Below are 12,687 nucleotides of genomic sequence, written 5' to 3'. Positions count from 1 at the left end.
CACAGGTCCGTCCGGGCCTAAATACGGGTATGCGGCACTTTGGTGCCACACGGGACGCCTATAGTCGTGAGCGAGGTGGGGGAAGTCAATCACCCTGTTACCGCATTGTTACGATCAGGGTGTTACTGGCGTTACCGAGGTGGTAATGCAGGCTGGAACGCCCGGTCTACAGGCGTTCCAGGCCGACGAATGGGCATTCGTCGAGCAGTTGCGCGAGGGCACGACCATCGGCCAGGCGGAAATCGCCCGGTACCAGCTCGGCCAACGGATACAGCACGAAGGGGCGGGCATGCATGTGGTAATGCGGCACTTTCAGGCGTGGCTGGTCGAGCACCTGGTCACCGAACAGTAAGATGTCCAGGTCCAGCGTACGTGGGCCCCAGCGTTCCTTGCGCACGCGGCCCTGGTCGTTTTCGATGGCCTGCAACGCATCGAGCAATGCCAGTGGCGCCAGGGTGGTGTCCAGGGCGGCGACAGCGTTGGTGTAGCGCGGTTGGCCGGGCAGCAGCGAATCACTGGTGTACAGGGCCGAGGCGGCTACCAGGCGCGTGGCTTCGACCTGGTCCAGCGCCTGCAAGGCGCTACGCAACTGCTCGGCAGGTGCGTCCAGGTTGCTGCCCAGACCTACGTAGGCGCGAATGGTCACTCGAACGCCTCGTCGCCACTGCGCTTGCGTTTGCTGCCGCTGCGCTTGCGCTTGCGCGGGCCGGCACTGTCGTCACGGCTACCAAGCTCGCGGATCATCTCGCGGCGCTCGCTGTCGTTTGCCTCCTGGTAATCGGTCCACCACTGGCCCAGGTCGTCGGTTTCTTCCCCGGCGCTTTCACGCAGCAGCAGGAAGTCGTAACCGGCGCGGAAACGCGGGTTGTCCAGCAGCATGTCGGCGCGCTTGCCGCTGCGGCGCGGCAGGCGCTCCTGCATGTCCCAGATCTCGCGGATCGGCAGGGTGAAACGCTTGGGGATGGCAATGCGCGCGCACTGCTCGGCGATGAGGTCGTGGGCTGCACCGTTCATGGCCGGGATCGGCGGCACGCCCTGATTCTGCAGGTGCAGCACACGGGCCGGCAGAGCTGGCCAGAGCAGAGCAGCAAACAGGAAGGCTGGCGTCACCGGCTTGCCCTGCTTCACGCGCAGGTCGGTGTTGTTCAGTGCCTGGCTGATCAGCGTGTGGGTGTAGGTCGGCCGCTCATCCAGCGCGTGGGCACTGGCCGGGAATAGCGGTTCGAACAACTCCAGGTCAACCAGCATTTCGAAGGCGATGGCACCTTGGCCGCTGAGGAACAGCTTGAGGCATTCCTCGAACAGGCGCGCGGGTGGAATTTCGCGCAGCATCGGGGCCAGGCCGCGAATTGGCAGGTAGGTGTGCTTTTCGATGCCAAAGTCGAGCTTGGCGGCAAAGCGCACCGCGCGCAGCATGCGCACCGGGTCTTCCTGGTAGCGGTGGGTCGGGTCCCCGATCAGCCGCAGCAGGCGATTGCGCACGTCGTGCACACCGTTGGCGTAATCGAGAATGCGCTCGCTGACCGGATCGTAGTACAGGGCGTTGATGGTGAAGTCGCGGCGTTGCGCGTCCTCTTCCAGGGTGCCGTACACGTTGTCTCGCAGAATGCGGCCACTGGCGTTATGCGACGAACGGTGGGCATCGCCCTGGTCGTCCTCGGAGTGGTGGGCGCGGAAGGTGGCGACTTCAATGATCTCACGGCCGAAATGCACATGGACCAATTTGAAGCGACGACCAATGATGCGGGCGTTGCGGAACTCGGCACGGACCTGTTCGGGGGTGGCGCTGGTGGCGACGTCGAAGTCCTTCGGCGTGATGCCCAGCATCAGGTCGCGGACACAGCCACCGACCAGGTAAGCCTGGTAGCCGGCGCTTTGCAGGCGCTCCACGATGTTCACCGCATGACGGCTGAACTGGTGGCGCTGCAGCGAGTGCTGGCTCTTGTTGATCACCTCGGGCGTGGTGCGCCTGTGGTGCGGGCCCGGTACGGGCGGGCGGAAAGACTGGAACAGCTTCTTCAGCATGGGATGCACTGTGTGAAGGAATGTTCGGCCAAGAATAGGAGAATGGCCGCATGATGGGCGGGGATTCTAGCATTTACTCGGGGAATGGTGTAGGCGGGTAGCAGGATGCCTGCCAGAAGGGTAGAAACGACAAGGGGAGCCTAAGCTCCCCAAGAAGTCGTTGCGTGCTCTTATTGTTTTTTTGCTGGGCTTCTTGTTTTTGTTGAGTGCCCTGCCCACAAATCTCGAAACTTGTGGACGACCCCCAAACCGGGGGTAAAGAGCAAACGGATTGCTTTGGCCGCTGATGACACGTTGATCTGTCGATCCAACCAGTTCAGGCGCTGCTTTTAGTGCAGTTTTTGTTGTTCTCTGCCTGGTTGTGGGGCAAGCCCCAAACACGCATCCTCTCCAAAAGAATCAGTTAGCTGCGCCTCCGCCATCTTGTTTTTATTGTGCGTGAGCCGTTTCGTCTTGTTCTTATTCTGAGTTGCAGTGCTTGTTATTGTTCTTGTACCAAACATATAGCAGGTGCCGTGCCAACTTTTCAAAACTCAGTAAAATCAAGGGGTTGAGCGGGTTCTGCAATTTTTGGCAGGTCGAAAATGTCGCAATTTCGTTACCGTACGCCTCGGGGACTGTTACGGCGGAAAGCTTGGGTAACAGATTTTTACGGGAGGTGAGGTGTTACCTGGGGTGTTCGCCGTGACACGTTCAGCGCCTGTGAGGCCGAGCGCCGCCCGCGCGGCGCTTCGCGGCTAAAGCCGCGCCTACATGTGTTCGGGCTAATTTTTTCTGTGGGATTTGAGCGCGAACGCCTTGGCGCATGGCTCGAGATTGCGTCGTACAACAAGGCGGTCGCGCGCGCGTGGCACAGGAGGGACTGGCCCGAAACAAATGTAGGCGCGGCTTTAGCCGCGAAGCGCCGCGCGGGCGGCGCTCGGTCTCACCGACGCCGCATAGGCTGCGGCGTACGGTGCGCAGGTCGGTTATTCGCTGGTAGCGTTGCTCTTGCGCCGTGGGATGCCCAGGCGCTGGCGGCGTTCCCACAGGCACTTGCGGCTGACGCCGAGCTTGCGTGCCAGTTCGGTCTCGGTCATGTGGTCCTGGTGTTCAAGCACGAAGTGCTGGAAGTAGTCTTCCAGCGACAGGTCTTCGGTCGGCTCGTGGCTGGCATTGCCCGCGTTGGCCACCACCAGGGCATTGTCGAGGATGTCGTCCTCTTCCAGGTCGCTCAGCTCGATGTCGATGCCCAGCAGCTCGGCGGAAATTTCTGCGCTCTCGCTGAGAATCACCGCGCGCTCCACGGCATTTTCCAGTTCACGCACGTTACCGGGCCAGCTGTAGTGACGAATGGCTTGCTCGGCCTCGGCCGAGAAGTGCAGGTCGTCGCGGCCGATGCGAGCGCTTTGGCGGGCGAGGAAGACGCTGGCGATCTCGTTGACGTCGCTGCCACGCTCGCGCAGGGCCGGCAGCTTCAGGGCGATGACGTGCAGTCGGTAATACAAGTCTTCACGGAACTGGCCGGCCTTGGCCAGGTTTTTCAGGTCGCGGTGGGTCGCGGCGATCAGGCGCACATCGACCTTTTGCGACTGCACCGAACCTACCCGGCGTATCTCGCCTTCCTGCAGCACACGCAGCAGGCGAGCCTGGGCTTCGAGCGGCAGTTCGCCAATTTCATCGAGGAACAGCGTACCGCCATCGGCGGCCTCCACCAAGCCGGCGCGCCCGGCGCTGGCGCCGGTGAACGCGCCTTTTTCGTGGCCGAACAGTTCGGATTCGATCAGCGTTTCGGGGATGGCCGCGCAGTTCACCGAGATCATCGGTGCCTTGGCCCGGCGAGACAGGTTGTGCAGGGCGCGGGCCACCAGCTCTTTACCGGTGCCGGACTCGCCCTGGATCAGCACATTGGAGTCGGTAGGCGCGACTTTGCGGATCTTGCTGTACATGTCCTGCATGGGCTGGCACGAGCCGATGATGCCGATCTCGCCATTGGCCGTTGCCGCGCTGCCTTTGTCGGGCGCTGTAGCCTTGCCATTGCTGGCGCGTGGCTCGGCAGGCGGTGCTGCAGCGGGGGCGTTCTGCCGGTCACGCAGAATACGCGCTACGGCCTGCAGCATCTCGTCATGGTCGAAGGGCTTGGCAATGTAGTCCACCGCGCCCATTTTCATCGAGTCCACCGCTGAGCGCAGGCTGGCGTAACTGGTCATGATCAGCACCGGGGTGCCCTGGCCGAGCTTGATCAGCTCGGTGCCGGGCGCGCCTGGCAGGCGCAGGTCGCTGACGATGAGGTCGAAAGTGGCAATGCTGAAGCGTTCCTGGGCTTCCTGCACCGAGCCGGCCTCGCTGACCTGGTACTGGTTCCGCTCAAGCAGGCGACGCAGGGCCGAGCGGATGATGGTTTCGTCTTCGACGATCAGAATGTGCGGCATTGATTCAATTCTCTCGACGGTCTCGAATTTCAGGGGACGTCGCTACGACATGCCGGGGCAGGGTCACGCGGATCCGGGTGCCACGTTGCCGTTCGATATCGGCCGGGCTGTCGATGGTGATTTGCCCATAATGCTCTTCCACGATGGAATAGACCAGAGCGAGCCCCAGTCCGGTTCCTTCGCCCGGGTCCTTGGTGGTGAAGAAGGGTTCGAACAGGCGGTCCATGATGTTCTTCGGAATCCCGCTGCCTTCGTCTTCGACGATCAGGTCGACGGTGTGCTCGTTAACCTCGCTGCGCACGCGCACGGCGCTACCGGGCGGCGAGGCATCGCGGGCATTGGAGAGCAGGTTGATCAGCACCTGGGCCAGGCGCTGCGGGTCACCTTCGGCCCAATGGTCCGGGTCGCAAAGGTTGAAGAACTGTACTTCGAAATTGCGCCGGTTCAACGCCAGCAGACCGATGGCGTCTTGTGCCACTTCGGCCAGGCACACCGGTTCCTCGCTGTTCTGGTGGCTGCCGCCAGCATGGGCGAAGCTCATCAGCGACTGGACGATGCGCGATACGCGCTTGGTCTGGTCCAGGATCTGGCTGGACAACTCGATGATTTCGCCATCGCCTTCGCGTTCCTCGCGCAGGTTTTGCGCCAGGCAGGCGATGCCGGTGATCGGGTTGCCGATCTCGTGGGCCACCCCGGCGGCCAGGCGGCCGATGCTGGCCAGGCGCTCGGAGTGCACCAGCTTGTCTTCCAGTGCCTGGGTTTCGGTAAGGTCCTCCACCAGCAAAACCAGCCCGCTGTTACCGGGGGCCAGTGGCTCGTCGATGGCTGCCTTGTGCAGGTTCAGCCAGCGCGGCTGGCCGTCCAGCGCCAGGCGCTGCTTGTGCAGGTGCTCATCGGGCACGTTGATGAAACCTTGCAGCAGGCCGCGCCAAGGCTCGTCGATGGTGACCAGGCGCGAGCCGACCACATGCTTGGCGGCGATGCCGGTGAGCTCTTCCATGGCCTTGTTCCACATCAGGATTTCCTGGTCCTTGGCCAGTGAGCAGACGCCCATGGGCAATTCCTGCAGGGTCTGGCGATGGTAGCGGCGCAAGGCATCGAGTTCGGCGGCCAGCCCGGTCAGGCGCGAGTGGTAGTCTTCCAGGCGGCTTTCGATGAAGTGGATGTCTTCGGTCACGTAGTTTTCGTTACCGGACTTGTACGGCAGGAAAGTCTCGACCATGTCCTGGGCGACGCTCGGCCCCATCAGGCCGGACAAGTTGGCTTCGATGCGGTCGCGCAGGCGGCGCAGGGCATAGGGGCGGCGCTCGTCGAACGGCAGGTAGAGGTCGCGCAGCGCTTGCTCGACTTCCTTTTGCGCGGCCTTGGCGCCCAGCGGCTTGGCCAGCTGGGTGGCGAATTCCTGCGGCGAGGCGGCGTGCAGCTCGCGGCGCTGCGGGCGGCGCACGTTATCCACGGCACAGGCTTCGGCCGCGCTGACCTCTTCGGTGCTGGCGTTGGTGAACAGTGAGATCAGGGTGAACAGCAGCACGTTGGCCGCCAACGAGGCGATGGCTGCCATGTGCCAGCTGGTGTCGTCCAGCACATAGATCATGTCCAGCAGCGGGATGTAGAAGCCCTGCAAGTTGCCGAGAAGCGGCAGCAGCATGGTCACCATCCACACCAGGGTGCCGGCCAGCAGCCCGGCGATGAAACCGCGGCGGTTGGCGGTTGGCCAATAGAGCACCGATAGCACCCCAGGCAGGAACTGCAAGGTGGCGACGAACGCGACGATACCCAGGTTGGCCAAGCTCTGGTGGTAGTTCTGGCTCAGGTAGAACATGAAGCCGGCGGTGATGATGGCGACGATCAATGCACGGCGGGTCCACTTCAGCCAACGGTAGATGTTGCCTTCGGCCGGGGGCTGGTAAAGCGGCAGCACCAGGTGGTTCAGGGCCATGCCCGACAGCGCCAGGGTGGTGACGATGATCAGGCCGCTGGCTGCAGACAGGCCGCCAATGTAGGCCAGCAGTGCCAATGCCTGGTTGTTGGCGGCGATGCCCAGGCCCAGGGTGAAGTACTCGGGGTTGGTGCTGGCGCCCAGGCGCAGGCCGGCCCACAGCACCAGCGGCACGGCAAGGCTCATCAGCAGCAGGAACAGCGGCAGGCCCCAGCTGGCGCTGACCAGCGAGCGCGGGTTGAGGTTTTCGGTAAAGGCCATGTGGTACATGTGCGGCATGACGATGGCCGAGGCGAAGAACACCAGCAGCAGGGTGCGCCATGGGCCTTCCTGCAGGGGGGTGTGCAGGGCGGCAAGGGCGGTCTGGTTCTGCAACAGCCAGACTTCCAGCTCGTGCGGGCCGCCGAATACGCCATACAAGGCATACAGGCCGATGCCGCCCAAGGCCAGCAGCTTGATCACCGACTCGAAGGCGATGGCGAAAACCAACCCCTCATGCTTCTCGCGCGTGGCGATGTGCCGCGAGCCGAAGAAGATGGTGAACAGAATGATCAGCGTGCAAAAGGCAAAGGCCACCCGGGCCTTGACCGGTTCACCGGTAAGGATGCTGATCGAGTCGGCCACCGCCTGGATCTGCAGGGCCAGCAACGGGAGCACGCCAATCAGCATGATGATGGTGGTCAAGGCCCCGGCCCAGGTACTGCGGAAGCGGAAGGCCAGCAGGTCGGCCAGGGATGACAGCTGGTAGGTGCGGGTGATCTTGAGGATCGGATAGAGCAGCACCGGCGCCAGCAGGAATGCGCCAGACACCCCCAGGTAACAGGCAAGGAAGCCGTAGCCGTACTGGTAGGCCAGACCAACCGAGCCATAGAAGGCCCAGGCACTGGCGTAGACGCCCAGCGACAGGGTGTAGGTGAGTGGGTGGCGAATGATCGAACGCGGGATCAGCCCGCGCTCGCTGATCCAGGCCACGCCGAACAGCACCATGAGGTACCCGGCGCTGATCAGGATCATCTGGGTCAGGCTAAAGCTCATCGGCATCTCTTTGGCTCTGCAGGATGAAGGTGACGACGATCAGGATCAGCCAGAGCAGGTAGGGGCGGTACCAGGCTCCGGTCGGTTCGATCCACCAGTCCATGATGGCCGGGGAGAACAGGTAGATCCCCACGACCAGAAGCAGGACCAAACGATAGATGTACATGCTGGCCTCGATGGTTGGGCGCTGCGGGCTTGAACTTATTATTGGCGCAAATGGCAGGGGGGATGCTAGCGGGAATCCACAGCGTTCGCCAAGGGTTTGAATTTATTGGGCTTTTGTTTTTGAGAGGTGGAATGAATGTGCCGGCCTCTTCGCGGGTGAACCCGCTCCTACAGGTAAAGCGTTGCTTCTAGGTTTATTGAGGACCCTGTGGGCGCGGGCGCGCCCGCGAAGAGGCCGGAAGGTTCAGCGCAGATCAGCCTCTGGCACCGTGGTCCGCTGCGCGATGGCTTCCGGCCGCCATTGCGTGCGCGCGACTGCCAGCACCTCTGCCGGCGTCGCCAACAGCAGTTCCGGGTCTGTCTCCTGCCCCAGCGCCCGCAATGCCCGCAGCAGCAGGGGGGTAGCATGCTCCGCCTGCAGTGGCGGTGAGCGGTACGACTTGCCCAGCTTGTGCCCATCCGGCTGCACGATCAGCGGAATATGCAGGTAACGCGGCTGTGAGAAGCCCAGCAACTCCTGCAGGTACAGCTGGCGCGGGGTGTTGTCGAGCAGGTCGGCACCCCGCACGATGTCGGTAACACCCTGCCAGGCATCGTCCAGCACCACGGCCAGCTGGTAGGCGTACAACCCGTCACGACGCTGGATGACGAAGTCGCCCACCTCACGCCCCAGGTGTTGCTGGTACTCACCCTGCACCCGGTCGGTAAAGCGGTAGATCAGCTCTGGCACCCGCAAGCGGATTGCCGCCCCTTCACGGGCATGCCCGGCGTTACGGCAAAAGCCCGGGTAGATGCCGTTGTAGCGTTCCAGTTGCTTGCGCGAGCAGGTGCATGCATACGCCAGGCCCATGTTGAACAGGCGGTCTACCACGGCAGCATAGGCATCGTGGCGCTGGCTCTGGAATACCACCTCGCCATCCCAGTGCAGGCCATAACGTTCCAGTGTCTGGAGGATGGCATCGCGGGCGCCGGGCATTTCCCGGGGCGGGTCGGTGTCTTCCATGCGCAGCAGCCAGCGGCCGTTGACGGCGCGGGCATCGAGCCAGGAGGCGAGGGCGGCGACCAGCGAGCCGAAGTGCAGGAAGCCGCTGGGGGTGGGGGCGAAGCGCCCGATGTAGCTGAAGTCGGTCATGGTCAGGCTGGGCATATAAATGAAACGGGGCGCATGATGCGCCCCGTTCAGGTGGAAGAAAGATCAGCCTTTGCCGACCGTTTTTTCCTTTTTCTCGGCAATTTCCTTGCAGTCGAAGCACAGGTCGGCGGTAGGGCGGGCTTCCAGGCGGCGCAAGCCGATCTCGATGCCGCACGACTCGCACCAGCCGTACTCTTCGTCCTGAATCTTCTGCAGGGTTTTATCGATTTTCTTGATCAGCTTGCGCTCGCGGTCGCGGTTGCGCAGTTCGAGGGCGAATTCCTCTTCCTGGGATGCGCGGTCTGCGGGATCTGCGAAGTTGGCTGCTTCTTCTTTCATATGGTCAACGGTCTTGTCGACGCCGACCATCAGCTCTTGCTTCCAGCCAGTGAGGATCTTGGTGAAGTGCTTGCGCATGGGCTCACCCATGTACTCCTCACCCTTGGTCTCCTGATAGGGTGCAACCCCATAAAGATTCTGGTTGGCTTTTTGCTTTTCTAGGGTGGACATGAATAGACCGCCTCTCACTCATCTGATCCAATGCGCAGGATGCTCCATCTCCGGCGACCGCCGGCCCTGCGACTGCGAGCCGCCGAACTTACCAGATAGATCGGGGGTGCGCTACCCCGCCCGATCCTGCTAATTGACACCGGCCTGAGCGGTACGTTCGGTGGTGTGCAGAGGTAGAATCTCCAGTTTAGACCCAATTGAGAGAAGGTCATGGCCCAACCCTACAGTGCGCGCAGCCGCGCCATCGAACCTTTCCACGTCATGGCGCTGCTGGCCCGGGCCAATGAGCTGCAGGCGGCCGGGCACGACGTGATCCACCTGGAAATCGGCGAACCGGATTTCACCACGGCCGCACCCATCGTTGCGGCCGGCCAGGCCGCGCTGGCCGCCGGGCACACGCGCTACACCGCTGCACGCGGTCTGCCGGCACTGCGTGAGGCAATTGCCGGCTTTTATGGGCAGCGCTATGGCCTGAACATCGACCCGGAACGCATCCTTATTACCCCAGGTGGCTCCGGCGCGCTGCTGCTGGCCAGCAGCCTGCTGGTGGACCCGGGCAAGCACTGGCTGCTGGCCGATCCGGGTTACCCGTGCAATCGCCACTTCCTGCGCCTGGTCGAGGGCGGGGCCCAATTGGTACCGGTGGGCCCGGATGTGAACTACCAGCTGACTGCCGACCTGGTTGAGCGCTACTGGGACAAGGACACCGTCGGTGCCCTGGTCGCTTCGCCGGCCAACCCGACCGGTACCGTGCTGGGGCGCGATGCGTTGGCCTGCCTGGCCAAATCCACCCATGAGCGGCATGGCCACTTGGTGGTGGACGAGATCTACCACGGCCTCACCTATGGCATGGACGCGCCGAGCGTGCTGGAAGTCGACGACTCGGCATTCGTCCTGAATAGTTTTTCCAAGTATTTCGGCATGACCGGTTGGCGCCTTGGCTGGTTGGTGGCCCCGCCCGGTGCGGTCGCCGACCTGGAGAAACTGGCGCAGAACCTGTACATCAGTGCGCCGAGCATGGCCCAGCATGCCGCGCTGGCCTGCTTCCAGCCCGAGGCGCTGGCCATTTTCGAAGAGCGCCGCGCCGAATTCGCCCGCCGTCGCGACTACCTGCTGCCCGCCCTGCGTGAACTGGGCTTCCGCATCGCCGTCGAGCCGCAAGGCGCGTTCTACCTGTATGCCGATATCAGCGCTTTTGGCGGGGACGCGTTCGCATTCTGCCGACACTTCCTGGAAACCGAGCACGTGGCGTTCACGCCGGGCCTGGACTTCGGTCGCCACCTGGCCGGGCACCATGTGCGCTTCGCTTATACCCAGAGCCTGCCGCGCTTGGAAGAAGCGGTGCAGCGTATTGCCCGTGGCCTGCAGAGCTGGCAAGGCTGATGCGTTTCTCTCCTTCACTCGAGCAGGGCCGCCTGTTGCGTCGCTACAAGCGCTTTCTGGCTGATATCGAACTGGCCAGCGGCGAGCAGATGACTATCCACTGCCCGAATACCGGCTCCATGCTCAACTGCATGCGTGAAGGTGGGCAGGTGTGGTTCAGCCGCTCCAACGACCCCAAGCGCAAGCTGCCAGGGACCTGGGAAATCAGCGAAACCCCCCAGGGGCGGTTGGCCTGCGTGAATACCGGGCGGGCCAATGCGTTGGTCGAAGAGGCCCTGCGCGCCGGCACAATCACTGAACTGGCCGGTTTCACTGCACTCAAGCGCGAAGTGGCCTATGGCGAGGAAGGCAGCCGTATCGACTTTCGCCTGGAATTCGAGGGGGCTCCGGCCTATGTCGAGGTCAAGAGTGTGACGCTGGGCTACCCCGACACTGCAGTTGCGGCCTTCCCTGATGCGGTGACTCAACGCGGTGCGAAACACCTGCGCGAGCTGGCAAAGCTGGCCCGGCAGGGCGTGCGGGCCGTGCAGCTGTATTGCGTGAGCCTGACCGGTATCGACGCTGTGCGCCCGGCTGAAGAAATTGATACAGCCTACGCCCAGGCGCTGCGCGCTGCCGTAGCGGACGGGGTGGAGGTGTTGGCCTATGGCACTCGGCTGGACGCCGAGGGTATCGTCATCGATCGTCGCTTGCCGGTGCTGCTGACCCCTTGAACCAGATGCCCTGGCTGTCTTCGTGGCAGCCCAGGGGCTGCAACTGCTCACCCTCACAGGGGCCTGCCACGCATTCGCCGCTTTCTATCAGGAACAGCGCACCGTGATGGGCGCAGTGGATGAGGCTGGCGCTGTCATCCAGAAACGCGTCCTCTGCCCAGTTCAGCGGGATGTCCCGGTGCGGGCAGCGGTTGCGGTACAGGTACACCTGGCCTTGGCGACGCACGCCGAACAGTTCGAGGCCGTCTACGCTGAAGGCGCGGCTTTGGCCCTCGGCCAGGCCGAGGGATGTACAAAGGAAGTGCATGGCGAGGATGACCCGTGAAACACGTGATGGCTTGACGCTCCAATGCGAATAATTATCAAATTGATCGCATTCGCTGCGCCTGGCTGCCTATGGTGCGCAGTTCCGCTGCTCGCCACAAGGCGTGTAGCCCGTCTTCAGAAGGAACCCGATGATGCGCCGTCCAGCTGCTTTTCTCGCTCTGTGTGCAAGCCTTGTGCTCTCTACCCAAGCCTTGGCAGCCGAGCTGCCGCAACGCTGGGTCAGCGCGGGTGGCGCCTTGAGCGAGTGGATAACCGCATTGGGGGGGGAAGCGCGCCTGGTCGGAGTGGACACTACCAGTCAGCACCCGGCCTCGTTGAAAGCCTTGCCCAGTGTGGGTTATCAGCGGCAACTGTCGGCCGAGGGCATTCTCAGCCTGCGCCCGGATGTGCTGGTGGGCACCGAGGAAATGGGGCCGCCACCGGTACTGGCGCAAATCCGCAAGGCCGGCGTGCGGGTCGAGTTGTTCTCCAGCAAGGCCGAGCTGCCGGCAGTAGATGAAAACCTCAGGCACCTGGGGCAGTTGCTCGGTGCAGAGCAGCAAGCGTCCGCGCTTGCAGCGGACTACCGCCAGCGGCTCGATGCGTTGCAGGCCAACGTCAAGCTGGCCCAGGCCGGGCAGCAGGCTCCCGGGGTGTTGCTGCTGGTCGGCCATGCCGGGGCCAAGCCGCTGATCGCCGGGCAAGGCACTGCCGGTGACTGGCTGCTGAGCCAGGCGGGTGGGCGTAACCTGGCCGCGCACCCAGGCTACAAGAACTTCTCCAACGAAGCGTTGGCGGCGCTTGACCCGGATGTGATCGTGTTTTCCGACCGGGCGCTGGCCGATGAACAGGCCTTGCAGGCGCTGTTGAAAGAAAACCCCGCGCTGGCTGCCTCGCGGGCCGTGCGTGAGAAACGCCTGGTCTCCTTGGACCCGACGCTGCTGGTCGGCGGGCTCGGGCCTCGGCTACCGGCGACCTTGCAGTCGCTGGCAGCCACCTTCTACCCGGCTGCTCAGGCCAGCTTCGCGCAATGAAACAGCGGGTCTCGCCACGTACGTTGTTCATTAG

11 protein-coding genes are annotated in these 12,687 nt (G+C 63.2%); 3 read left to right on the top strand and 8 right to left on the bottom strand.

Annotated features, from left to right (window positions below; genetic code table 11):
• Positions 1-166 precede the first annotated feature (166 nt).
• The 7 genes from folK to dksA form a co-directional block, all read right to left on the bottom strand.
• The gene (gene folK / locus REH59_RS24915) at positions 167-646 is read right to left on the bottom strand and encodes a 2-amino-4-hydroxy-6-hydroxymethyldihydropteridine diphosphokinase (protein ID WP_003249995.1); all 480 of its coding nucleotides are present in this window, start codon (positions 644-646) and stop codon (positions 167-169) included.
• The gene (locus REH59_RS24910; protein ID WP_003249997.1) at positions 643-2,025 is read right to left on the bottom strand and encodes a polynucleotide adenylyltransferase PcnB; all 1,383 of its coding nucleotides are present in this window, start codon (positions 2,023-2,025) and stop codon (positions 643-645) included. Before REH59_RS24910 ends, folK begins: the two co-directional genes overlap by 4 nt.
• A 968-nt stretch (positions 2,026-2,993) precedes the next feature.
• Positions 2,994-4,436 (bottom strand): sigma-54-dependent transcriptional regulator, encoded by a 1,443-nt coding sequence (locus tag REH59_RS24905; RefSeq protein WP_004575784.1) that lies wholly within the window; start codon positions 4,434-4,436, stop codon positions 2,994-2,996.
• A gap of 4 nt (positions 4,437-4,440) precedes the next feature.
• Positions 4,441-7,416 carry a sensor histidine kinase gene (locus REH59_RS24900; RefSeq protein WP_012053738.1) on the bottom strand — a complete coding sequence of 992 codons (2,976 nt, stop codon included), beginning with the start codon at positions 7,414-7,416 and terminating at the stop codon, positions 4,441-4,443.
• On the bottom strand, positions 7,400-7,576 hold the full coding sequence (locus tag REH59_RS24895) for a hypothetical protein (protein ID WP_003250005.1): 177 nt from the start codon (positions 7,574-7,576) through the stop codon (positions 7,400-7,402). The genes REH59_RS24900 and REH59_RS24895 overlap by 17 nt, the downstream gene beginning before the upstream one ends.
• A 243-nt stretch (positions 7,577-7,819) precedes the next feature.
• Positions 7,820-8,707: a tRNA glutamyl-Q(34) synthetase GluQRS gene (gene gluQRS / locus REH59_RS24890; protein ID WP_167551146.1), complete on the bottom strand. Its 888-nt coding sequence runs from the start codon at positions 8,705-8,707 to the stop codon at positions 7,820-7,822.
• Between the two features lie 63 nt (positions 8,708-8,770).
• Complete coding sequence (gene dksA / locus REH59_RS24885) at positions 8,771-9,217, bottom strand: RNA polymerase-binding protein DksA (protein WP_003250009.1); 447 nt, start codon at positions 9,215-9,217, stop codon at positions 8,771-8,773.
• 210 nt (positions 9,218-9,427) lie between these two features.
• Between dksA and REH59_RS24880 the strand changes: the two genes are divergently transcribed.
• The gene (locus REH59_RS24880; RefSeq protein ID WP_014860190.1) at positions 9,428-10,600 is read left to right on the top strand and encodes a pyridoxal phosphate-dependent aminotransferase; all 1,173 of its coding nucleotides are present in this window, start codon (positions 9,428-9,430) and stop codon (positions 10,598-10,600) included.
• Positions 10,600-11,313 carry a DNA/RNA nuclease SfsA gene (sfsA, locus tag REH59_RS24875; RefSeq protein ID WP_014860191.1) on the top strand — a complete coding sequence of 238 codons (714 nt, stop codon included), beginning with the start codon at positions 10,600-10,602 and terminating at the stop codon, positions 11,311-11,313. Before REH59_RS24880 ends, sfsA begins: the two co-directional genes overlap by 1 nt.
• On the opposite strand, the gene REH59_RS24870 is transcribed toward sfsA, so the two are convergent.
• Positions 11,276-11,620 carry a Rieske (2Fe-2S) protein gene (locus REH59_RS24870; protein WP_017147960.1) on the bottom strand — a complete coding sequence of 115 codons (345 nt, stop codon included), beginning with the start codon at positions 11,618-11,620 and terminating at the stop codon, positions 11,276-11,278. The two genes, sfsA and REH59_RS24870, sit on opposite strands and share 38 nt — an antisense overlap.
• 148 nt (positions 11,621-11,768) lie before the next feature.
• Here REH59_RS24870 and REH59_RS24865 point away from each other — a divergent pair, with 148 nt between their 5' ends.
• Complete coding sequence (locus REH59_RS24865; protein ID WP_012053733.1) at positions 11,769-12,653, top strand: heme/hemin ABC transporter substrate-binding protein; 885 nt, start codon at positions 11,769-11,771, stop codon at positions 12,651-12,653.
• The last annotated feature ends 34 nt before the right edge of the window (positions 12,654-12,687 follow it).

Source organism: Pseudomonas sp. BO3-4, assembly GCF_034044115.1.
GTDB lineage: Bacteria > Pseudomonadota > Gammaproteobacteria > Pseudomonadales > Pseudomonadaceae > Aquipseudomonas > Aquipseudomonas alloputida.
Note: the sequence above shows the minus strand (reverse complement) of the source record. Positions and strands in the feature narration are given on the sequence as shown.